Annotated in this window: 19 protein-coding genes; 5 read left to right on the forward strand and 14 right to left on the reverse strand. The window is 63.3% G+C overall.

The genetic code is table 11. From position 1 onward, the window contains the following. Positions 1 to 240: 240 nt before the first annotated feature. The 10 genes from trmFO to Q0K15_RS05835 form a co-directional block, all read right to left on the reverse strand. Positions 241 to 1536, reverse strand: a complete 1296-nt coding sequence (trmFO, locus tag Q0K15_RS05790; RefSeq protein WP_294513664.1) for a methylenetetrahydrofolate--tRNA-(uracil(54)-C(5))-methyltransferase (FADH(2)-oxidizing) TrmFO — start codon at positions 1534 to 1536, stop codon at positions 241 to 243. Positions 1537 to 1553: 17 nt separating this feature from the next. Further along, positions 1554 to 2171 (reverse strand): flavodoxin family protein, encoded by a 618-nt coding sequence (locus Q0K15_RS05795; RefSeq protein WP_294513667.1) that lies wholly within the window; start codon positions 2169 to 2171, stop codon positions 1554 to 1556. Next, a complete protein-coding gene (gene topA, locus Q0K15_RS05800; RefSeq protein ID WP_294513670.1) occupies positions 2168 to 4540 on the reverse strand; it encodes a type I DNA topoisomerase in 2373 nt (790 codons plus the stop codon). The genes Q0K15_RS05795 and topA overlap by 4 nt, the downstream gene beginning before the upstream one ends. A gap of 57 nt (positions 4541 to 4597) precedes the next feature. Further along, positions 4598 to 5833 (reverse strand): DNA-processing protein DprA, encoded by a 1236-nt coding sequence (gene dprA / locus Q0K15_RS05805; RefSeq protein ID WP_294513673.1) that lies wholly within the window; start codon positions 5831 to 5833, stop codon positions 4598 to 4600. Between the two features lie 33 nt (positions 5834 to 5866). Further along, on the reverse strand, positions 5867 to 6628 hold the full coding sequence (locus Q0K15_RS05810) for an RNA methyltransferase (RefSeq protein WP_294513676.1): 762 nt from the start codon (positions 6626 to 6628) through the stop codon (positions 5867 to 5869). 32 nt (positions 6629 to 6660) lie between these two features. Next, positions 6661 to 7317: a TrkA family potassium uptake protein gene (locus Q0K15_RS05815; protein WP_294513679.1), complete on the reverse strand. Its 657-nt coding sequence runs from the start codon at positions 7315 to 7317 to the stop codon at positions 6661 to 6663. Positions 7318 to 7356: 39 nt separating this feature from the next. Beyond that, positions 7357 to 8736 carry a potassium transporter TrkG gene (locus Q0K15_RS05820; RefSeq protein WP_294513718.1) on the reverse strand — a complete coding sequence of 460 codons (1380 nt, stop codon included), beginning with the start codon at positions 8734 to 8736 and terminating at the stop codon, positions 7357 to 7359. A 159-nt stretch (positions 8737 to 8895) separates the two neighbouring features. Beyond that, positions 8896 to 9564 (reverse strand): TIGR03936 family radical SAM-associated protein, encoded by a 669-nt coding sequence (locus tag Q0K15_RS05825; RefSeq protein WP_294513682.1) that lies wholly within the window; start codon positions 9562 to 9564, stop codon positions 8896 to 8898. Beyond that, positions 9557 to 11395, reverse strand: a complete 1839-nt coding sequence (locus Q0K15_RS05830; protein ID WP_294513687.1) for a TIGR03960 family B12-binding radical SAM protein — start codon at positions 11393 to 11395, stop codon at positions 9557 to 9559. The genes Q0K15_RS05825 and Q0K15_RS05830 overlap by 8 nt, the downstream gene beginning before the upstream one ends. Before the next feature lie 96 nt (positions 11396 to 11491). After that, entirely contained in the window at positions 11492 to 11713 is a 222-nt protein-coding gene (locus Q0K15_RS05835) for a DUF6514 family protein (protein ID WP_294513690.1), read from the reverse strand. Positions 11714 to 12082: 369 nt separating this feature from the next. Between Q0K15_RS05835 and Q0K15_RS05840 the strand changes: the two genes are divergently transcribed. The 5 genes from Q0K15_RS05840 to Q0K15_RS05860 all read left to right on the forward strand — a co-directional run bounded on the left by Q0K15_RS05840 (position 12083) and on the right by Q0K15_RS05860 (position 18169). After that, the gene (locus Q0K15_RS05840) at positions 12083 to 12901 is read left to right on the forward strand and encodes a helix-turn-helix transcriptional regulator (protein WP_294513694.1); all 819 of its coding nucleotides are present in this window, start codon (positions 12083 to 12085) and stop codon (positions 12899 to 12901) included. 42 nt (positions 12902 to 12943) lie between these two features. Then, positions 12944 to 14755 carry an FtsW/RodA/SpoVE family cell cycle protein gene (locus Q0K15_RS05845; protein ID WP_365933381.1) on the forward strand — a complete coding sequence of 604 codons (1812 nt, stop codon included), beginning with the start codon at positions 12944 to 12946 and terminating at the stop codon, positions 14753 to 14755. After that, positions 14748 to 16121: a penicillin-binding transpeptidase domain-containing protein gene (locus tag Q0K15_RS05850; RefSeq protein WP_294513697.1), complete on the forward strand. Its 1374-nt coding sequence runs from the start codon at positions 14748 to 14750 to the stop codon at positions 16119 to 16121. Before Q0K15_RS05845 ends, Q0K15_RS05850 begins: the two co-directional genes overlap by 8 nt. Before the next feature lie 141 nt (positions 16122 to 16262). Then, positions 16263 to 16814, forward strand: a complete 552-nt coding sequence (locus Q0K15_RS05855; RefSeq protein WP_294513700.1) for a sigma-70 family RNA polymerase sigma factor — start codon at positions 16263 to 16265, stop codon at positions 16812 to 16814. After that, complete coding sequence (locus tag Q0K15_RS05860; protein WP_294513703.1) at positions 16811 to 18169, forward strand: copper amine oxidase N-terminal domain-containing protein; 1359 nt, start codon at positions 16811 to 16813, stop codon at positions 18167 to 18169. The genes Q0K15_RS05855 and Q0K15_RS05860 overlap by 4 nt, the downstream gene beginning before the upstream one ends. Positions 18170 to 18231: 62 nt before the next feature. Here Q0K15_RS05860 and Q0K15_RS05865 read toward each other — a convergent pair whose 3' ends face one another. The 4 genes from Q0K15_RS05865 to Q0K15_RS05880 form a co-directional block, all read right to left on the reverse strand. Then, the gene (locus tag Q0K15_RS05865; RefSeq protein WP_294513707.1) at positions 18232 to 20106 is read right to left on the reverse strand and encodes a DUF4914 family protein; all 1875 of its coding nucleotides are present in this window, start codon (positions 20104 to 20106) and stop codon (positions 18232 to 18234) included. Positions 20107 to 20400: 294 nt separating this feature from the next. Beyond that, positions 20401 to 22326, reverse strand: coding sequence for a bifunctional UDP-sugar hydrolase/5'-nucleotidase (locus Q0K15_RS05870; RefSeq protein WP_294513710.1), 1926 nt, complete (start codon positions 22324 to 22326; stop codon positions 20401 to 20403). 102 nt (positions 22327 to 22428) lie between these two features. Then, entirely contained in the window at positions 22429 to 22623 is a 195-nt protein-coding gene (locus Q0K15_RS05875) for a helix-turn-helix transcriptional regulator (protein ID WP_294513713.1), read from the reverse strand. Next, positions 22620 to 22976: a hypothetical protein gene (locus Q0K15_RS05880; RefSeq protein ID WP_294513715.1), complete on the reverse strand. Its 357-nt coding sequence runs from the start codon at positions 22974 to 22976 to the stop codon at positions 22620 to 22622. The genes Q0K15_RS05875 and Q0K15_RS05880 overlap by 4 nt, the downstream gene beginning before the upstream one ends. Positions 22977 to 23177 lie beyond the last annotated feature (201 nt).

Consider the following 23177-nt stretch of genomic DNA (forward strand, 5'->3'; position numbering starts at 1 on the left):
CCAACCTGCTTCAGATGTCCAGCCCGGCCAGAATATCCAGCGCCCGGCGGGAGAGCTCAGCGTTTTTATTCCGCTTGTCTCCCCACGAAATGGTCATTTCGTGGGGACCCCTATCTTCTTCACTTCCTCGGGGCGAGTGAATCACCCCTGCGGCAAGGTCTTGCCCACAGGGCAAAACACTTGCACGCGCCTGATGGCGCGGCTCGCCTTCGCTCGCAAGGGCAAGCGGACCAACCTGCTTCAGATGTCCAGCCCGGCCAGAATATCCAGCGCCCGGCGGGAGAGCTCAGCGTTTTTATTCCGCTTGCCCTTGACCTTATAGCCCAGGGGTGGGATGATGCCGAAATTCACGTTCATGGGCTGGAACTGCTCCACCGTCTCGTTGGAGACGTAGAGAGCCAGGGCGCCCAGGGCCGTCTCCTGAGGGAAGTCCACCGGGGGCTTGCCCTGGAGCCGGTTGGCCAACTCCACCGCTGCCACGAAGCCGGAGGCGGTGGACTCCACATAGCCCTCCACTCCGGTGATCTGCCCGGCAAAGCAGATATGGGGGGCGGCCTTGAGCCGGTAGTACCGGTCCAGCAGCCTGGGGGAGTTGAGATAGGTGTTCCGGTGCATGACCCCGTAGCGGACGAACTCCGCCTCCCGCAGGGCCGGAATCATGGAAAAGACCCGCTTCTGCTCCGGCCACTTCAGGTGGGTCTGGAAGCCCACCAGATTGTAGATGGAGCCCTGGGCGTTGTCCTTCCGGAGCTGCACCACGGCGTAGGGCTCCTTCCCCGTCTTGGGGTCTTTCAGCCCCTTGGGCTTCAGCGGACCATACCGGAGGGTATCCACCCCCCGCCGGGCCATGACCTCCACCGGCATGCAGCCCTCAAAGACGTTCTGGTCCTCGAAACCGTGGACCTCCGCCGCCTGGGCGGTGGTGAGAGCCTGCCAGAAGGCGGCATATTCCTCCTCCCTGAGGGCGCAGTTCACATAGTCCGCCGTGCCCTTGTCGTACCGGGAGGCGAACCAGGCGTGGTCCATATCCAGGCTCTCAAAGGTCACCAGCGGCGCGGCGGCGTCATAAAAGCTCAGGTAGTCGGCGTGGACCTTCTCCTGGATGGCCGCCGCCAGGGCGTCCGAGGTGAGGGGTCCGGAGGCCAGGATCACGTTTCCCTCGGGGATGACCGTGACCTCCCCCTCTACCACGGTGATAAGGGGATGGCCCTTCACACGCTCGGTGATGGCCCGGCTGAAGCCGTGGCGGTCCACCGCCAGGGCCCCGCCTGCCTCCACCCGGTGCTCGTCGGCACAGGAGAGGATGAGAGAGCCGCAGCGGCGTAGTTCCTCCTTCAGCAGCCCCACAGCGTTCTCCAGCTGGTCGGAGCGCAAGGAGTTGGAGCACACCAGCTCCCCGAACTCCGGGCTGTGGTGGGCAGGGGTCATTTTCTGGGGCTTCATCTCGTGGAGCTCTACGGGGATGCCCCGTTGGGCCAGCTGCCAGGCGGCCTCGCTCCCCGCAAGCCCGGCGCCGATGATCTTTACTGGTTCCATGGGTCCCTCCTGGTCGGTCAGCGGATGAAATTGGTCCTCTGGAATTCCTCCCGGACCGGCAGGCCGTACTTCTCCCGGCCCAGGGCGATGCTCTTCACCAGGAAGGACATATTCCGGGCCAGGGTACGCATGGTCTGGAGCCCCTCGGCGTCCCCGGCCGCCTCGCCGGGCAGAGCGCCGTGGACTCCGTTCCAGTACTGGCTGGAGGCCACCGGCATTCCGCTGATGGTAAAGAATTTGTTCAGCTCGTCAAAGGTGGCGGTGAGGCCGCCACGCCGGGCGGCCGCCACGCACGCCCCTACCTTCATGGTCTTGTCAAAAGGCGTGCTGTAAAAGAGACGGGTGAGCAGTGCCACCAGGGTGGCGTTGGCCGAGGCGTAGTACACCGGGCTGCCCACCACCAGGCCGTCACAGGCCTCGAACTTGGGGGCGATCTCGTTGACCAGGTCGTCAAACACACACCGGCCCAGCTCCTCGCAGCGTCCGCAGGCGATACAGCCGCGGATATCCCGGTTCCCCACGTGGATGAGCTCGGTCTCCAGCCCCTCGGCGGCAAAGACCTTCTCCATCTCCCCCAGGGCCAGGGCGGTGTTGCCGTTGGCCCGGGGACTTCCGTTCAGCATCAGGATCTTCATGCCTTCTCCTCCCCTTCCGTCTTTTTGGCCGCGGCTTTCTTGGTCGCAGTCTTCTTCGTCGCAGTTTTCTTGACCGTCGCGGCCTTCTTGGCGGCGGGCTTTTTTACCGTTTTCTTCTCGGCGGGCGCTTTTTCCGCGGCGGTCTTTTTGGCCGCCGTCTTTTTGACTGTCTTCTTCTCCGCCTTCTCAGCGGTTTCGGCGGCCTCTCCGCCCTCCTTGGTCTCGGCGGCGGGCTTTTTCTTATAACCGCCGCGCTTGTCCTCGGGGGTGAAGTTGGCGCAGTCGGGGTTGATACAGAAGGGCTTCTTGAAGCCCCGTCCCGACTTCTTGAACATGGTCCAGCCGCACTCGGGACAGTTGTCCTTCACCGGCACGTCCCAGGTCATGAAGTCGCATTGCTTGGCCTTGCTGCCCTCCTTGACCACGTTGAACTCGCAGCCGTAATAGGTGTAGCCCCGCTTGGAGGTCTTTTTCAGGATACGCCCGCCGCACTTGGGGCACTTGCCCGGCATCTCCACCACGATGGGCTGGGTGAAGGTGCACTCCGGGTAGCCCGGACAGGCCAGAAACCGGCCGAACCGGCCCGACTTCACCACCAGCTGCCGGCCGCACACCGGGCAGATCTCGTCGCTGACCTCGTCGGGGATCTTGATGCGCTCCCCGTCCAGGTCCTGCTCGGCCTGGTGGAGCTCCTCCTCAAAGCCGCCATAGAAGCTGCCCAGGAGGTCCTTCCAGTTCTCCTTCCCCTCTTCCACCTGGTCCAGCCGCTCCTCCATCTTGGCGGTGAAGGTGGTATCCACGATGTCGGGGAACTTGTCCTTCATGAGCCCGGTGACCACCTCGCCCAGGGGGGTGGTCCTCAGGTACTTGCCCTCCTTCACCACGTACTCCCGGTCCAGGATGGTGGAGATAGTGGGGGCGTAGGTGGAGGGACGGCCGATGCCCTTCTCCTCCAGCGCCTTGATAAGGGTGGCCTCAGTGTAGCGGCTGGGGGGCTGGGTGAAGTGCTGCTCCGGCTTGGTGCCGGTGAGATTTAAGCCCTCCCCCGCCTTCAGGTCAGGCAAGGGAGACTGCTTTACCTCTTCCTCCTCGTCCTTCCCCTCCACGTACACGGCGGTGAAGCCGGAAAATTTCAGGGAGGAGTGGTTGGCCCGGAAGCGGTAGCCCGCCGACTCCACTTCAATGGAGACACTGTCGTAGACGGCGTTGGCCATCTGGCAGGCCAAAAACCGGCTCCAGATCAGCTTGTAGAGCCGGTACTGCTCGCTGGTCAGGTCCTTTTTGATGTCCTCCGGGGTAAGCCGCACATCGGAGGGCCGGATGGCCTCGTGGGCGTCCTGGGCACCGGACTTGGCCTTGAAATGCCGGGTCTTTTCGGGGTAATACTCCTTGCCATAGCGGCTGACGATCATGTCCTTGGCCGCCGCCAGGGCCTCCTCGGAGAGGCGCAGGGAGTCGGTACGCATGTAGGTGATGAGACCCACGGTGCCCTCGCCCTGGATATCCACACCCTCATAGAGCTGCTGGGCCACCGCCATGGTGCGGCGGGGGGTCATGTTCAGCTTCCGGCTGGCCTCCTGCTGGAGGGTGGAGGTGATGAAGGGGGGAGCCGGGGAGCGGGTCTTGTCCTGCCGCTTCACGCCAGCAACTGTGAAGGCAGATGCCTTTATAGCGTCCATCACAGCCTGAACCTCGGCCTCGCTACGGAGCTCCTGCTTCTTCTCCCGGCCATAGAAGGCGGCGGTGAAGGCGCCCCGGTTGGGGGCAATGCGGGAGAGGTCCACGTCCAGGGACCAGTACTCCTGGGGCTGGAAGGCCCGGATCTCCTCCTCCCGTTCGCACACCAGGCGGGTGGCAACCGACTGGACACGTCCGGCAGACAGGCCCCGGCGAATCTTCTTCCACAGCAGTGGAGAGAGCTCATAGCCCACGATACGGTCCAGAATACGCCGGGCCTGCTGGGCATCCACCAGGTCCTGGTCGATGGCCCGGGGGGCGGCGATGGACTCGTTGACCACCTTTTTGGTGATCTCGTTAAAAGTCACCCGGTAGGTCTTGTCATCGGGGATGTTCAAAAGCTCCTTCAGGTGCCAGGAGATGGCCTCCCCCTCTCGGTCGGGGTCGGTGGCCAGGAACACTTTCTCGCTGCCCTTGGCCGCCTTCTTCAGGTCGGAGATGACATCCTCCTTGCCCTTGATGGGCTGGTAGTCCGGCTCAAAGCCGTGTTCCACGTCCACGCCCAGCTTGCTCTTGGGCAAGTCCCGAACATGGCCCATGGACGCTTTGACCTCATAACCGGGACCTAGGTATTTCCCGATGGTCTTGGCTTTGGCCGGAGACTCTACAATTACTAAATTCGTTTTTGCCACATTATACCTCCAATGGAGTTTCTATCCTTTGAAAGGGCGCGGCCATGCGACCGCGCCTCATGCCTCTTCATCCGTCCGCAGCCGGACGGCGGCCTCGAAGCGCCTGCCTGGGTGCTCGGCCACATGGCCCTGGATCTGGAGCATGGTCAGGGCGGAAAGGACCCGCCGGGCAGGGATCTGGGTCAGATCCACCAGCTCCTCCACGGTGCGCTTTCCATCCTCCAGAGCCAGGATCAGATCAATCTGGTCGTCAGTCAGGCCGCTCCTGTCAATATATGCCTGCTGCGGTCCTTTGTCAATGACTTTTTCCCCCGGCGCCTCCTCCCGATGGGGCTGAACAGGGCCGTCAGAGGGTCCTTGCGGCGCCTGGGGCGCCTCGTCCAAAGCCTGGGCTGTGTTGGGAAAACGGACCCGCCCCGGGTAGAGCCTGGCGTACTCCCGGACGATATCCAGACCGCCGGTGACCAGCTTGGCTCCCTGTTGGATAAGTCGGTTGGGGCCCTCACTGAGCAGCGCTCCCACACAGCCGGGCACGGCGAAAACATCCCGGTCCTGGTCCAGGGCCTGCTTTACGGTGGACATGGTGCCGCTCTTGAGGCCGCACTCTACCGCCACCACACCCAGGCTCAGACCGCTGATGATCCGGTTGCGGATGGGAAAATGCCAGCCCTCGGCCTCTGTCCCCGGCGGGTACTCGCTGATGAGGGCACCGGAAGCGGCCACATCGGCGTAGAGCCAGCGGTTCTCCCTGGGATAGCACACGTCCACCCCGCAGCCCAGCACCGATACCACGGCGCCGCCGCCACGGAGGGCACCCTTCAGGGCCTCCATGTCCAAACCCTGGGCGATTCCGGAGACCACCAGAGCCCCGTGCTCGGCCAGCTCCAGACCCAGCTTGCCCGCCATCCATCGGCCGTAGGCCGAGGGCTTCCGGCTGCCCACCACCGCCACGGCGATCTCCTCATCAAAGGCGGGGAGCCGCCCTTTCACATAAAGGACGGCGGGCGGGTCATAAATGTTTTTGAGACGGTCAGGGTAATCGGCGTCCCCCAGAGTCAGGATGCGCACACCCAGCCGGTCACATTCTCCCAAAATGGCGTCGGTCCGCTCCAGGGACTTGTCCAGCAGGGCGGTCCGGACAGCGGGTGTCAGGCCCTCCACCAGGTCATACTCCTCCGGATCAGCATAGTAGGCCCGCTCCGGCGCACCGAAGTGCTCCAGCAGCTTCCCCGCCTGCTCCGGGCGCATGCGTTTTCTGGTGGACAGCCACAGCCAATATTTCAGCGTCGCCATCGCGGACCTCCTTTCACCCGTTACCGTTTCAACTCACAGAAGAGGACGGGCCATCTCCCACAGCACCACTGAGGCGGCCACCGCCGCATTAAGGGACTCGCAACGCTGCCGCATGGGAATCTTCAGGGTACCGGCGCAGGCGTCCAAGACAGCCTGGGACACCCCCCGGCCCTCACTGCCGATGACCACGGCGCAGCGGCTCAGGCCGGCCCGGCGCACGTCGTCAGTGTCCTCCCGCAGGGCGGTGGCATACAGGGGCAGACCCGCCCCCTCCAGGACCTGGGGCAGTCCCGCCAGGTCGGTCTCCCACACCGGCAGCCGGAAACAGGCCCCCATGGTGGCCCGGACGGTTTTCGGGGAAAAGGGATCGGCGCAGCCGGGCAGCAGAATGAGGCCGTCGGCGCCGAAGGCATCGGCGGTGCGCCAGATGGTGCCTACGTTTCCCGGGTCCTGGACTCCGTCCAGCACCAGGAACCGCTCGCCGGGCAAAGCCTCCGGCAGGGTGAGGTCGGGCTGCCGGCACAGGAAGAGTACTCCCTGAGGGGTCTCGGTGGTGGAGAGGCTCTTCAAGAGGTCGGCGGGCACCTGCACCTCCCGGACGCCGTCGGGCACCGGACAGGGGCGGCTGCCGTCGTGGACCACAGTGGTGAGGACCGCCCCGGCCCTGAGGGCCTCCTCCAGCAGCTTTGGCCCGTCACAGACGAAGAGCCCCTGGTCCCGACGGGCGGACCGTGCATTATTCAACTTTCGGATCTGCCCCACCAGCGGGTTGGATCGGCTGGTGATCTGTTCCACGGGACCTTCCCCCCTACCTTAATATTATGGTATCACAGATCGTGGAGCCGGTCGATATACTCGTTCCGGCCCAGCGTGACCACCACGTCCCCGGCGGCCAGCACATAGTCGGCGCCGGGCGCCACCTCCAGGTCGTGCTCATCGCCGCCACGGCGGATAGCGATGATGTTGACCCGATACTTGGCACGCACGTCCAGGGTACGCAGGGATTTTCCCACCCAGGGCTTGGGGGTGGCCAGCTCCACGATGCCGAAGTCGTCGGAGAGCTCGATGAAGTTGAGAATGTTGGAGCTCGACAGGTTCTGGGCCAGCTTGACTCCCGTCTCATGCTCGGGGAAGACCACCCGGTCGGCACCGATCTTCTGGAGCACCTTCTGGTGGACATGACTCTGGGCCTTTGCGATGACCTGCCGGACCCCGATCTCTTTCAGGTTCATGGTGATGAGGGCGCTGTTGCCCACATCGTCGGCCACCGCCACGATGGCGCAGTTGTAATTGCGCACACCCAAAGCCCGGAGCACACCGGGGTCCCGGGCGTCGCCGGCCACGGCGTGGGTCACCTGACTGGAGATACTCTGGACCCGGTCCTCCGAGTCGTCGATGGCCAGCACCTCATGGCCCAGCCGACACAGCTCGGTGGCCACGGCGGTGCCGAAACGGCCCAGACCGATCACTACATATGTCCTCACGATTCACAGCTCCTTTTTTTGTTTGGGGCGGTCCTGGACTCACCCGATCATGATGTCTACCACGGGATAGCGGATCTTGGCCGCATTCCTGCCCCTGGCCAGGAACGCCACCGAGAAGGACATGATGCCCACCCGGCCCAGAAACATGGCGATGATGAGTATGACATGACTGAAGGGACTCAGCGTAGGGGTGATGCCCACGGTAACGCCCACGGTGGCCAGGGCGGAGGCCGCCTCAAAGGCCGCCGAGAGGAAGTGGACCTCATCGGTCAAAGAGATGGTCATGGCGATGCCCAGGAAGAGGACCACCACAATCAGAGTCAGGGTGAGGGCGGTCATGACCCGGCGCTGGGAGATGGTCCGCCTGCGGATGGTGACCTCCTCCCGGCCGGCCAGTCCGGCGCGCATGGTGAGCAGCAGAATACCCACCGTACCCGTCTTCAGGCCGCCGGCGGTGGAGCCACTGGAGCCGCCGATGAGCATCAGGATACAGGACATGGCCAAAGAGCTGTCCCGCAGCCCGCCCTGGCCGATGGAATCAAAGCCGGCGGTGCGGAGGGTCACAGACTGGAAGAAGGAGTTGAGGATCTTCTTCCACCAGGACATACCCCCCAGGGTGTTGGGGTTATCCCACTCCACTCCCAGGAAAAACACTGCCCCGCCCAGGATGAGGGCTCCCGTCATCAGGATGACCAGCTTACTGTAAAAGGAGAGCCGCCGAGGGGTCCGCCAGTTTCGGATCAGATCCTCCCAGACGAAAAAGCCCAGGCCTCCAATGACAATGAGGCACAATATGGTAAGGAGAACCACTGGATTTCCATTATAGGTGATGAGGCTGGTGAACTCTCCCTTGCTGCCCAGCAGGTCGAAGCCGGCGTTGCAGAAGGCCGAGACGGCATGGAAGATGCCCCGCCACAGTCCGCCCGCCAGGCCAAACTCCGGCAGGAAGCACAATGTCAGGATTATCGCACCCGCTCCCTCCATGATGAGGGTGCCCATAAGGGTGTGGCGCACCATGCGGACCACGCCGTCCATGTCGTTGAGGTTCAGGGTGGAGACCATGATGAGCCGCTCCGAGAGGCCGATCCGCCGCCTGAGGGCGAAGGACACCGTTGTGATGACTGTCATAAAGCCCAGTCCGCCCAGCTGGATCATAGCCAGGATCACAACCTGCCCAAAAAGGGTCCAGTGGGCCCAGGTGTCCACCAGAATAAGTCCGGTGACACAGGAGGCCGAGGTGGCCGTGAACAGGCAGGTGATGAGATCCGTGGACTGCCCGTCCCGGCTGGCCCAGGGCAGCATGAGCAGCAGGGTCCCGGTGAGGATGATGATCCCAAAGGAGACCACCACGATCCGGGCGGGATTGAGGTTACGCATACTCCGCAGCCGTCTGAGCAGCGCCTGCAGGGGATAAAACACCAAGATATGACCCTCCTTCTCGCTCCGCACCCTTGGGTGAAACGAAAGCAAGTATAGCATACGCTGTCGGTCCGTGTAAGTCAACGGTTTTTTCTCCGACCATCCCTTGCGGACAGACAAAGGCCCGCCCCGGGGCCATTCCCCAGGGCGGGCAAATGCTTACAGAAAGGGATGAAAATCCTTGTCCAGGACCTGCTTGCGGTGGTAGCTCACATAGTCGGGCGCAGCCTCGGGGCATTGATTCTGGATGGTCTCCACCAGCAATGCCGGATTGAGGCCAGGATTCTGGGCGCGGAGGACCACATCCAGGACGATGGCGTCCCGGCGCCCCTCGTAATCCACCTTGTGGATGAGGGGGATGAGATCCACCTGGACCTGGCCGCTCTTGGCCTTCTTGGACTTCTTGGTCACCACCAGGCTCTCCCGGCTCAGCAGGGCCCGGATGGCGTTCTCGGCGCCCACCGGGGCGCCGGCATCATACTCCAGGGTGATGATATAGTTCACCCAGCACAGCTCCCGGACGGGGCGTCCCCCCTCATAGCAGCGGGTGACGGTGACCCCCTCGGGCAGGGCCTGGGTGAGGCGCCGCGGTACCTCGCTCAAATTCATCCCCTCGGGCAGGCCGAACTCCAGGATCTCGCACTGGCTGGAAAAGCCCACCGACAGGGGAAGGGCGATGGACACGTAGGCATGGGGATTGAAGCCCTCCGTGTGCCTGACGTGGAGCCCGGAGCGCAGAAAGGCCCGCTGGAAGGTCCGCATCAGATCCAGGTGGGAGATATACCGGGCCCGGCCCGTTTTGATGAACTGGATGCGCTGGTCACTCATCGCACACCCTCCCCTTCTCCAGCAGATGGTTGGCCCCGCAGCCGGTGCACTGCTTCCGACAATCGGGGGTAATGACCGCCTCATAGGCCCGCTCCCGCTCCCGCCACAGGAAGTCGGTGGTCACGCCGGTAGAGATCCGGCACCAGGGCAGGACCTCATCCCGGCTCCGGGTCCGGTTGGCATAGAAGGCCGGGTCCAGACCGCAGGCCTCAAAGGCCCGCAGCCAGCGGTCCAGGTCAAAATATTCGCTCCAGGAGTCGAACTTGGCGCCCTCCCGCCAGGCCAGCTCGATGGCGTCGGCCAGCCGGCGGTCGCCCCGGGCAAAAACAGCCTCCAGGAAGGAGGTGTCCGGGTCATGCCAGTGGTAGACGATGGCCTTCTCCCGCATGTTGTCCCGCAGCAGCTTCACCCGGCGGAGATACTCCTCCCGGGTGACCTGGGGCTCCCACTGGAAGGCGGTATGGGGCTTGGGCACAAAGCAGGCCGTGGACACGGTGATCCGGCAGCCCCGGCGCTTGTCGGGGGCGGTCTCCCGCCAGAGTTGGAGCACCTTTTTGGCCAGGTCGGCGATGCCCAGCACGTCCTCGTCGGTCTCGGTGGGCAGGCCCAGCATGAAGTAAAGCTTCACCGTGTTCCACCCACCCAGGAAGGCGGTGCGGCAGGAGTTCATCAGGTCCTCCTCGGTGACGTTCTTGTTGATGGCATCCCGGAGACGCTGGGTACCCGCCTCGGGGGCAAAGGTGAGCCCGCTCTTGCGGACATGCTGGAGCCGCTGCATGAGGCCCATGGAGAAGTTGTCCGCCCGCAGGGAGGGCAGGGACAGCGACACTTTGTTGGGCTCGCACCACTCCAGCAGGCCGTCGCACAGCCCCTCCAGTGGCCGATAGTCGCTGGTGGACAGGCTGGAGAGGGTCATCTCCTGATAGCCGGAGTCCTTGCAGGCGGCGATGCCCTGCTCCACAAGAAGCTGAGGGCTCCGGGTACGGACGGGCCGGTAGGCATACCCCGCCTGGCAGAAGCGGCAGCCCCGGATGCAGCCCCGGAAGACCTCCAGCATCACCCGGTCGTGGACGATCTCGGTGGAGGGCACAATGGTCTTCACCGGGAAGTAGGACTTGTCCAGATCCTGGACGATCCGCTTGGTCACCAGCTCGGGGGCCCCCTCCTGCGGAGTGACGGCTGCCACGGTCCCATCCTCATGGTAGGTGACAGCATAGAGGGAGGGCACATAGAGCCCCGGCACCTTGGCCGCGGCCACCAGCAGATCCTGACGGGACCAACCCTCCTGACGGGCGCGCTGATAGAGCCGGATGAGCTCCACTGTCACATCCTCGCCTTCTCCCAGGGAGAAGATATCTACAAAGGGCGCCAGAGGCTCCGGGTTGTAGGCACAGGTACCACCGGCGATGATGAGGGGGGCGTCCTCGTCCCGGTCCGCGGAGCGCAGGGGCAGCCCGGCCAGATCCAGCATGTTGAGCACGTTGGAGTAGGCCATCTCATAGCCCAGGGAAAAGCCGATGATGTCGAAATCAGAGATGGGATCTCCGCTCTCCAGCCCATAGAGAGGGAGGCCTTCCCGGCGCATCTCCTCCTCCATGTCCCCCCAGGGGGCAAACACCCGCTCGCACCACACCCCGGGCAGCTCATTCATCAACCCATAGAGGATCCGCACCCCCAAATTGGACATGCCGATCTCATAGGTATCGGGAAAGCACATGGCGATCCGCGTATCTACCTGCTTGGGGTCCTTCACCACTGCGTTGTACTCTCCACCGGTATACCGGGCAGGCTTCTGCACCCTGGAGAGGATCGTTTCCATCGTCCGGTCCATTCCTAACCTCCGCTCACGCGCGCTTACTCATCATATATATGGCAAAGTATTATTTTAACCGCTGCGCGTAGGAATGGCAAGTACAAATTCGCGGATTTATTGGTTTTCTCCCCAGGAATGGCGAAAATCTTCGATGACATCTCTGAAGTGCACCGGGGAAAGCCGGTTCCGATTGAGTGCGCGCACCAGGCGCTCCACCTCTGCGTAGTCGCTGGACAGCCGCGGCGCCCGCTGCCCGTCACGACAGACCACTCCAAACCAGGTGGGTATCTCCCCCTCCTCTGCGCAGACCTCAAAACACGGCCGGATCTCTTTCATGCTGTTTCCTCTCCTCTTCCTCACACGATTTCCTCACACGTTTCGGGCGGTCCGGCACCTCCCTTCGCCGTTTGGGCCCACACCCTTTCCTCTCTCAACGAAGGGTTCCAGACCCGTGTCTCCTCTCCGACCTACCGCTCAGTAGGTCTCTTATGTTATAATGAAGAGAATACCGGACGAGCCATGGCTCCCGCGATCGCCCCTTGACCTCCGGACCGGATACACACATCTTGTGTCGGCCCCGTTGTCCCTAACAATATGGTGTATTTCCCCTTTTTTGTCAATGGTACGCCGCCGAACTCGCCATTTGGACCCTGAAAATTTTCCAAATTTGGATAACTATTGTCGAATTTTGAAGGGAGGTCCCCAATGATGTCCATGACCAGCAAGTTGGCATTGGCCAAACGCCGCAGCGGCTTGACCAGCGCGGAGCTCTCCCACCGCTCTGGCGTGCCCCTGAGCACGGTAAACAAGATCCTCTCTGGCCAGACCACCCACCCTGCGCCTCAGTCCCTGGAGCGTCTATGTCAGGCGCTGGACATCTCAATGGGCTATCTGCTGGATGACTCCATCCCCGATGAGCTTTTTCTCAGCGCCCAGTGCGAGGGCAACGGCCTTCACTACCTCTCTGAGCAGGAGTGGGAGCTGATTCGGGATTACGGCGTGCTCACCGTTCAGGGCCGGCAGATGGTGGACGCCCTGCTGGAGATGCTGCTGGCTCTGTCTCCCCTCCCCCTGCCCACCGGCCGCCGGCGGCTCCTCCTCTGCCTCCAGCCCGCCGCCCAGGGCCATCGGGGCGCTCTCATGGACAGTTTTGACTTCGGCGTACTGGACGTGCCCGCCGACCCCATTACCGAGCGCGCCGATTTTGCCGTCCTTCTCACCGACGGCTCCATAACGCCGGTGTACACTCCCGGCACCATGCTGGCTGTAAAGCGGGGAGAGGTGGCTACCAACCAACTGGGCTTTTTCCTTCTCAACCGGGAGCTCTTCCCCCGCAAGCTCTCCCGCTCCGCCGGGCGGACCAAGCTGGTGGCCATCAACGTCTCCTATAAGGATATCCCGGTCCAACCAGAAGATGAACTCACCTGTATGGGCGCCATTCTGGGTGCCGTCCGGGACTACATCCGTCTCCCAAAGGGCAGCACCCCGGCGGATTTCCTGTATTCACAACGGCTTAAACTGTGATATACTGCTCTCGAACCTCTTTTCAGAAAGGAGGGGTATTCCTTGCCCCAGCTTCCAGCCGGACTTCAGGATCTGGTCAACGGTCTGGCCGCCTTCTTGGGGGATCACGCCGCCGTCATGGCGTGGTACACCGCCGTGGTGCGGTTCCTCTTCCCCGTTCTGGCCATTCTTATTCTCATCCGCAGCATCCGGTCTCTCCTCACCGTACCCCATGTGCCGGAGGTGTGGGCCTACCTCACTTTGCCCAATGGCCTCTCCGAGCCCCTCACCCACTGGGAGAACTTTTTGGGCCGCTCCAACGCCTGCGACGTGATTTTGGGCTATCCCACCGTCTCCCGGCAGCACGCCGCCCTCATCCGGGCGGAGAACGACAGCTGGACAGTATACGACCTGGGCTCCAAAGGGGGCGTCACCATCAACGGCAAGCCCGTGGCCGAGGCCGCCCCGGTGGCCTATGGCGACGTGGTGGCCCTGGGCGGCGTGGAGACCGTCCTCCTTCCCGTCCCTCCCGAGGAGCGGGAAAAGCGCCGGGAGAAGCGCCGGGCCGAGGAGCGCCCCGTCTCCCCCTGGGTGGGCCTCTTCTTCCTCACGGTCTTCCAGGTCCTCACCGCCGTGCAGCTCATGGCCGCCGCGGGAGATGAACTCCCCGCCACAGTGCCCGGCGCCTTTCTCTGCCTGATCGCCGTCATGTGGGGCTACTTCCTGGCCATGCGGGCCATCCACCGGGTGGGCTTCGAGATGGAGACCATCGCCTTTTTTCTCTCCACCCTCTCCCTGGCCGTCACCGCCTCCTCCGCCCCCTCCGCCCTCTTCAAGCAGCTGCTGGCCCTGCTGCTGGGCCTCTTCCTCTTCGTGGTGCTGGGGGTCTTCCTCCGGGATCTGGAGCGGGTCAAATCTATCCGCTGGCTCATGGCCGCCGGGGCCATCGGACTGCTGGGTCTCACCCTGGTGCTGGGCTTTCTGGGCCTGAGCCAGAGCAAGTACGGCGCCCTCAACTGGGTCACTCTGGGCCCCCTCTCCTTCCAGCCCTCGGAGCTGGCCAAGATCTGCTACATCTTCGCCGGCTCAGCCACCCTGGAGCGGCTCTTCCGCAAGCGGAACCTGGGCCTCTTCATGGTCCTCACCGCCGTGTGCCTGGGCTGCCTGGCCCTCATGAGCGACTTCGGCACCGCCGCCATCTTCTTCATCACCTTCCTGGTCATCGCCTACCTCCGCTCCGGCGACTGGGCCACCCTGGCCCTCATCTGCGGCGGCGCCGTGTTCGGCGTGGTCATCCTCCTCACCTTCAAGCCCTACATCCTCAGCCGCTTCGCCACCTGGGGACACGCCTGGGAGCAGGCCTCCTCCGGCGGTTTCCAGCAGGTACGCACCATGTCGGCCGCCGCCTCCGGCGGTCTGGTGGGGGTGGGGGCCGGGGAGGGCTGGCTCCACAACGTGGCCGCCGGCGACACCGACCTGGTCTTCGGTATGCTGTGCGAGGAGTGGGGGCTCATCATCGCCGCCCTGGCCGTGCTGTGTGTGGTCACCCTGGCCGTCTTCGCCGTCCGCTCCTGCCGGTCCGGACGGTCCAGCTTCTACACCATCGCCGCCTGCGCCGCCACCTCCCTGCTGGTCTTCCAGACCTGCCTCAACGTCTTCGGCGCCGTGGACCTTCTCCCCCTCACCGGCGTCACCTTTCCCTTCGTCTCCAACGGCGGCTCCGCCATGCTCTCCTCCTGGGGCCTGCTGGCCTTCCTGAAGGCCACTGACACCCGGCAGAACGCCAGCTTCGCCATCCGCCTTCCCTCCCGTCAGGAGAAAGAGTCTGTCTACTTCCCCCGGGAGGACCGCAAGGAGGTGAACGGCGATGCGTAAGATCGAACGGCGGGCCATGGTCTGCCTTCTTCTCGCCGCCGCCCTGGTGCTGGGACTGGTGGTCTTTGGCTTCCGCTTTTTCCTCAACGGCGGAAAGTGGGTCTCCTTCGCCGCAAACCGCCACCTCTACAACAGCCAGGGCCAGCTCTCGGTGGGCCGGGTACTGGACCGGGACGGCGACGTGCTCTCCTGGGTGGATGAAAACGGGAACCGGGCCTACTACGACAACGCCACCGTCCGGAAGGCTACCCTCCACGTGGTGGGCGACGCCCAGGGCAAGATTGGCTCTGGCGCCCTGGTGGCCTTTGCCGACAAGCTCTCAGGCTATAACCTTCTCACCGGGGCCTACAGCCCCATGGGCGCGGGCAACGACCTCTACCTCACCGTGGACGCCCGGCTCAACTACGAGGCCTACACCGCCATGAACGGGAAAAAGGGGGCGGTGGCCGTCTACAACTACGAAACCGGAGAGATCCTGTGCCTCTTCTCCTCCCCCACCTTTGACCCGGAATCTCCCCCCGACATTCAGGAGGGGGACACCACCTACGACGGCGTCTACCTCAACCGGGCCCTCTCCTCCACCTTCGTCCCCGGCTCGGTCTTTAAAACCGTTACCCTGGCCGCTGCCATCGAGAATATCCCCGACCTCTTCAGCCGCACCTTCACCTGTACCGGCTCCTGCCAGGTAGGGGATGACGTGGTGACCTGCCCCTCCGCCCACAGGGAGATGGACATCTACAGCGCCTTCGCAAAATCCTGCAACGGCGTCTTTGCCAAGCTGGCGGTGGAGCTGGGGCCTGAAATCATGGCCGCCTACACCGAAAAGGCGGGGCTCACCGACCGGTATAGCGTCAGCGGCCTCAAGACCGCCGCCGGCAGCTTCCAGTTCGCCGGTGCCTCCACCAACCAGCTGGGCTGGGCCGGGGTGGGACAGTACAACGACCTGGTGAACCCCATGTCCATGATGATCTACATGGGGGCTGTCGCCAATGGCGGCAAGGCCGCCGTCCCCCAGCTGGTCCTCAAGACTGTGACCCCCCTGCACTTTCCCCCTTCCTTTTATTTCAGTCACAAGACGGGCAAGCTCATAGAAGCCGACACTGCGGCCACCCTGGCCGACATGATGGCCCGGAACGTCACCGAGACCTATGGAGCTGGTCGGTTCCCCAACATGGACATCTGCGCCAAGTCGGGCACCGCCGAGGTGGGCGGCGGCAAGGCACCCAACTCCTGGTTCACCGGTTTCCTCCGCAATGAGGACGCCCCCTACGCCTTTGTGGTTGTGGTGGAGGAGGGCGGCAGCGGCGCCCAGACCGCCGGCAACATCGCCGCCTCCGTGCTGGACCTGCTGGTCAACGGCTATTAAAACCCGAAAAGCAAAAATTTCCGGCGGTCACCCGCCGGAAATTTTTTTGTTCTCCCGCAACCTTTTCCCGGGAAATACGTATATCCCGTTCAGAAGCCCACCGCGCGGGCGACTTCAACATTGAGACAGAGGAGGGAGACCATGGAGGACGCGCATCTGATCGCACGGCTGCGCCGGCGCAGCCGTGCCGCTCTGGAAGACGCCATCCGGCGGTATACCTCCTATGTGAGCGTCACAGTTTGGCGGACCCTGTCCGCCGGGGGCAGCGCCCCCCGGGAGGACGTGGAGGAGGTGGTCTCCGACGTGTTCCTGGCCCTGTGGGAGCACGCCGGGGAGCTGCGGGAGGGCGGCGATCTCCGGCCCTGGCTGGGGACGGTGGCCCGGAACAAGGCCATCGACCGCCTCCGCCGGTCCCCAGCCCCGGTCCTCCCTCTCTCCGACACCGATACCGCTCCCCAGCCCGGACCCCAGGAGACGGCCGAGCAGCGGGAGTGGGCGGAGCGGCTGTGGCGGGCCGTGGACGCCATGGACGAGCCCGACCGCACCCTCTTTCTCCGCTACTACTGGTACGGGGACAGGCTCAAGGATGTGGCCCGGGACCTGAAGCTGAACCTCTCCACCGCCAAGAGCCGGCTCCTCCGGGGCCGGAAGGCCCTGCGGGAGGTGCTGACGAAAGGAGGGGAATGTCCGTGAAGGAAAATCACTTTGCAGAGCTTTGGAGGGACACCGTGCCCACAGAGGCACCCTGTCCCCCGCCCCTGAACCCGGAGGACATGGTCCGCCGGGTGAACGCCGCCCTGGACGGCCTCCCCTCGGAAAGGAGACCATCTATGGGACAAAAATTCCGTTTTTCCATTGTTCTGGCCGCCGTTCTGGCGGTTCTGGCCGGGGCCGCCTTGGCGGTGGCCGTCCACTTCGATGTGCTGGACGCCTTCTTCCAGGGGGACACCTCCTCCGCAGAGGCCCTGGTGGACCGGGAGGTCCGGTCCATTTCCGACAAGGATTATACCTTGACAGTTGAGAGCTCCGTCTCTGACGATTCCTCCGCCCTGCTGCTGGTGCGGGTGGACGCCCTGACGGAGGAGGCCAAAAACTTCATGTTCTCCGACGACTTCAACGGCATGGACACCTGGTCTATCCATCCCCTTCTCCCGGAGGAAAACGGCGGCTCCTCCATGCCCAGCAGCTGGAGCGTGGGGTACAGTGAGCTGGAGGAGCTGCGGACGGAATCCTCTACCTTCTGGCGCTTCGATGTGGACCTGACCGGGGCCACCGCTCTCCGGGTCCGCCTGGGCTACATGGAGGATGGGGCGGCCCTGGAGTTCAACCTCACCCCGGCGGAGTCAGTGACGGTGGACGTGGACGCCACGGGGCCGGGGGCTCCCACCCTGGACAACTCCCGGGGCGGCGACCTCACCGTGCATTCGGTGACCCTAAGCCCCCTTACCTGCCAGGTAGAGGCCACCATAGCCGACCCGGACCGGGAGGCAGACCCCCTCCTCTTCTTCCTCATGCAGGATGGCACCCTCCTCACCACCGGCCAGTCCCTCACCTCTGTCTCCGCCCAGCGCATCCAGGGAGAGCGGTGGTCCTTCCTCTACCGGTTCCAGTCCGTCATGGACCTGTCCCAGCTCGCCGCCGTGGTCTTTGACGGCACCGCCTATCCTCTGGACGGCGGCAAACCCTACGCCGTTGAGACAGACCCCAAGCTCTACCCCTTCTATCTCCCCCTGATGGACCCCATCACGGAGGAGGGCGGCTACATTCTCCCCGTGGAAGCCCTATGCCAGGCCCTGGGGACCTCCTATGAGTGGGATGAGGAAGCCCAAAGCGCAACCTGTACCTACCGGGACATCACCATCGTCCTCACCGTGGGCAGTTCCACCGCTCTGGTGGACGGGAAGCCGGAGGACCTGGGCGAGCCTGTCGTCCTTCAGGACGGCACCCTGGCCGCCAGCTGGAAACTGTCTGAGTTCTGGGGGCTGGATACCACAGCCGCCTTCGACAAGACACAGACCGAACGGGCCTGCTGGGTGGTCATCCCCTGATCTGACACAGCGGCAAAACGGCGTCCCCTTCTCTCGAAGGGGACGCCGTTTTTGTTGTTCTCTTATTCCAGACCCAGGGGGATGATGGCGCAGTAGTCCTCGATGCTGCCATTGTTCTGGAAGCACTTGAGGATCTCCTTGCCGATGGGGTGGAGGTCCGGCACGTCGAAGGCGGCAAGCTCCTGGGCGAAGAAGTCGTAGAGGATCTTGGCGCCCTTGTCATAGCCCTCATCGCCCAGGGTCTCCTGGCGCTCAGGGCGGAGGAACCGGGAGCTGATCTGCTGGCCGTCCACCTTCATCTCCTTGAGAGCGTAGCCCAGGAGGGGGCAGCGTGCGGGGACCAGGCGGTCCATTTTCATGTTGACACCGCCGCGCCGGGCCAGGTACTCACGAGAAATCCACTCGGCGGCGAAACCGATCTTATATGCGCCGATATGCTGGTTGGGAATGAGCACATACTTGGTGTTCTTGCACCGGAGGATCTGCTCCAGCAGGAGGTTGGCCTGCTTTACCCGGAGGCCGGTGGCAAAGGGCCAGTAGGAGCCCACGCCCTCGCTGGCCAGCTTGGCGCTGCCGTTGATGCTGGGGTTATTAAATCCACGGGGGGCCACCAGCCGCCACAGCCAGGCCAGGGCGGGAGGAATGATGCCCATAAGGCCCAGGATACCGTAGCTGGGGTTCTCGTTGGTGGCGGGGGGCATGCGGACACCGAAGCTGCGCACGTCCACCTCCACCGGCTTGTCGGCGATGTGAGGGATGAGCCGACGGGGGATGATGACACGGGGATTGGGACAGGGCTTGCCGTCGGAGTCCAAGGTGTGCTCCCACAGCAGACAGGTGGACCGGGGCACACCGTCGATGTTGAAGAACATGAGGGGCTCCTTGGTGTGGATGGAAATGCGCTCGTAGAGAGGATCGGAGCCGTACTCCGTGATGCCATCCACCCGGATAAACCAGCCATCCTCACCGTCGGTGAGGGCCAGCTTTCCGTTCCGGGGCTGGTAGCTGGGCTGACACATGGCCATGTCGTCGGTGACCGGCTGGATGGAACAGGTGTCGCTCATGCTGATGTAGGTCTTTTCATTGGTCTCGATGTTGACGCCCAGCAGCACCCGGCCGTCGGCCACACGGGGCACGTCCTGGAGCAGCTCACTCTTGCCGCCGCCGGAGGCGCCCTCGTGCATCATGACCATCTCATTTTCATAGGGGGTGATGACCCGGGCAGCCGAGGCGTGAGCGGTGATCCAGCCCTCTCGCTCGCCGATGTCCAGCAGCACGCTGTAAATGCCCTTCTTGGCGGAGGGTCCGGGATAGAGGTTATAGGAAAAGACCTCGTGGAGGTCGCTGTGGCGGCTGTGGACCACCACCTGCTTGCCGTTGAAGTGGGTGTGGCGGAAGGGCGGCGCCACGTAGACGATGGAACGGGGCTTGAAGTGTTCCACCTTACGGGCGTTCACGAAGGCCTGGAGCTCCGCCAGGGCAAAGGCGAAGAAGGCGGCGTTCCGGGGGCAGACCAGGATTGAGTCATAGCCGTACTGATAGCCGCCTGCCTTGAAGGGCACGATGATGAGCTCCTGCCGGGCCAGCCAGCGGTAGGTCTCCTCCCGGAGCTGGTCGAAGTCATAGCCGTACACGTCCTCGAACCGAGGCTTATCGGTGGGCTGGTCATCGGCGATGCGCATGCAGTCGGGGTCCCGGCGGCGCATGTAATCCTCCATATAGTTCACCACAGCACCATTTTTGCAGCGGACCACAGTGGCCTCTTTCACAGGCTTCCCGTTCACATCGTAGAGGACCTCGATCTTGTCCGTGTGCTCATTGCCGAAGATGAGCTCATAGAGGGTCTCCTTACTGTCAGGCACGATCACACTGGGGCTATTGTTGATGATTTCGGTCAGTTCAGGCGTAAATGTGAATTTTTCCAGCAGTACATTCATGGGAACGGCGCCTCACTTTCTTTTCGTCCCGTGCTTTCTATCGAAACGAATAATACTTCTATGTGTAACTTTACAGGAGAATCCCTCATTTGTCAAGGGGAGGACAGTCTTCCTCCCCCGCCCTGCTCACCAGCGGTCTGTCCCTTCCCTTTTTGCAACCTGTCCGTGCTCAGGCTTCATATGCGTGCTCAAGCCTCACCCCCCGACATATGAACTGCCCCAGATCGTGCTATCCGCACAATCTGGGGCAGTTCATATGTTTCAAGGGTACCGGCAATTTTCATTTTTCTTGTTTTACCGCCGGCGGCGACCCCGGTAGGCACGATAGCCTTTCCGCCCGCTGCTTCGGAGGGGGCGGGTCACCAGCAGGACGATCAGCGCCGCAATCAGCAGCACCACTACCAGTACCACCAAAGTGATCCAGCCGGGGCTGCGCACCAGCTCAATGGGGTTCCAGGAGCGGGACACCGTCTTTCTCCCTTCAGGAGCGGCGTAGCGGCTATCTACCGTACCCATGCTCCGGAGGTAGGAGGCCAGGGCATACCATTCCTTGACCTCCGTTCCCCCGGGACCGTGTATGATATAGTCCTCCAGGTTTTCGATGGGCTGTCCATTCTCGTCCCTGGGGGTGATGGTCAGCAGACCGAAGCTCTTGCCATTTACCGTCCCCAGCATCTGGCCGGAGTAAAGCCCTGTCACCACCCGGTAGAGCTTGTCATCCTGGATGGGGACTCGGCTGCCGTCGGGGAGGACCTGGGCACAATCGGTCACCTTGTCGAAAATCATCCGGTGGACGTTGAAGGACCATACCATACCGGAACCGTAAAGCTGAGCCGCCGGCATGAGGGGCGTCACCGAGGCATCCACTTCAAAGGCGTCCTTCAGCTCTTTGCCGGTGATATAGACCCCCACCAGGGGATAGCCCGGGGTGCCATCGGCGCCGGAGCCCAGGGAGGACACGTCAAAGGCGTCGGAGACGGTGATATTCCCCTTGGCCAGGGAAGCCCGGATAACCCCGGAGGCCACCACAGCAAAGTCCACCGGCACGTAGTCCGCCCCCTCCGCCTCTTTTACGGCGTAGACGTAGGAGTCGGCAATGAGACTGCCCAGGGCATCCTCCTCCTGAACGGCGCCGAAGCGGCTGATAGGGGTAAAGTCATAGGGATTTTCACACAGGTCCTGGTTGAAGGTGAGACCGTAGCCAGAGAGATAGGTCCCGTCCACCGCCTGCTGGAAGTTCCGGGCCAGGGTGGTCATGGCTGGGTCATTGGGCACAGTCTCGTCCACAGGTAGGAGCTGATAGTCCACCAACTCCGTCTTCCCACCGCTCTTGGAGACCGTCAGCACCCCTAGGTTTTCCGTGTACTCCCCACAGGAGACGATGAGGATACCATTGACCTGGGTGGGAGTCTCCAGGGTGGTGTGGGTGTGGCCGGAGATGATGACGTCAATGCCATCCACCGCCTTGGCCAGCTCATAGTCCTCCCCCTTCCCTGCCCCGTCGGTACCGCTGTGGGAGAGGCAGATGATATAGTCGGGGTCTTCTTTTTCCCGAATCTCCGCCACCACCCGTTTGGCGGCATCGGCAACGGGTTCAAGCTTCATACCAGACATGGGGGCGCAGTCATCGGCATCTTTCCCCAGCACTCCAAAGACGGCCACCCGCAGGCCGTCCCGCTCCACCATGGTGTAGTCGGTGACGGGATAGTCCTCCAGGGCCGCCGTCAGACCTGCCCCCGCCGACCGGTCAAGCGGTGTGGTGTAGTTAGCCTGAACGATGGCAGGCAACGGGTCTCCGCTGGCCTTGGCGGCAGTGAGCATATCGGCCAGCCCCTGCTGGCGGTAGTCGAACTCGTGATTGCCCAGGGTGGTCACGTCATAGCCCATGGCCCCCAGAGCCCGGAGCTCGGGGGCATGGGTGGTGTAGATGGTCTGGAAGAGGGAGCCCATGGAGAAGTCCCCCCCATCCAGGGTGACCACGGCCCGCCCCTCCGCCTTTGCCGCCTGCCGCTCATCCTTTAATAAGGTAGCAAGGCGCACATAGCCGCCGTACTCCCCGCCCTCCTCGTTGGCGGCGGGCAGGAAGTGGTCGTGGGTGTCGTGGGTGAACAGGATGGTCATCTCCCCCGGTCCCTCCGGGGCGGCAGCCCACGCCGGGCCGCTTCCCAGCAGGAGGACGGCGGTCAGGACCAGGGTGAAAACGGAACGGAGGTATCTCATGCGGCTTCTCCTCTCGTCGGCGGGGCCCTTCCCCCGCGGCGGATGGTTTCTCTCACGGGTAGCATAGCATGAAAACCGTCCCGGCGCAAGGGCACTTTCCCCCTAATCCTCCAGCCGGAAGATGGCCTCCACCGGGGTTTCCAGCAGCCGGGCCAAGCGCATGGCCAGGGCCAGGGAGGGGTCGTACTTGTCGTTCTCCATGGCGATGACGGTCTGGCGGCTCACCCCCAGCAGCTCCGCCAGGTCCTCCTGCCGCAGGCCCCGGGCCTTACGGAGGGCCTTGATGCAGTTCTTCATCCCAGCACCAGCCAGGTTCCCGCGGCCAGGAGCAAGACCAGCAGGCAGAGGGCGGACAGGAAGAAGCGCCAGAATCCGCTCATCAGCTCCCTCCCCTCCTCGCTGCCGGCGAGGGCCTTGCGCTGGTAGTAGAGCTGGGAGCCAATGAGCACCAGCACGGCGGTGGACAGGAGCAGGCCGGGGATATTGTCCAGCGGCACATGATCCCGCAGGGTGCGCAGGCTGTTGGTCAGGCTCCAGATCACCAGGAAAACCACCATATAGATCAGGGTATTGCGCTGGGCCTTCAGGGCGATGAGCCGCTCCATCTCGTCCATCTTCCGGAACCCCAGCCTTGCCAGCCATTTTTTCATGTGGGTCACCTCCAACAATGTTCAACATTCTTTACATTTCCACCATACACCCCGCCAAGCAAAAAGTCAAGAATCTTTTACATTTTTCAAAAAGAGCCGTCCCTCCGGAAACGGAGGGACGGCTCGCCTATTGTCGTTACAGCTGTTCCAGCTTGTCACGCAGGGTCTGGTTGACCACCTGGGGGGATGCCTGGCCCTTGA

It is taken from the genome of uncultured Intestinimonas sp., from assembly GCF_944387245.1.
Lineage (GTDB): Bacteria > Bacillota > Clostridia > Oscillospirales > Oscillospiraceae > Intestinimonas.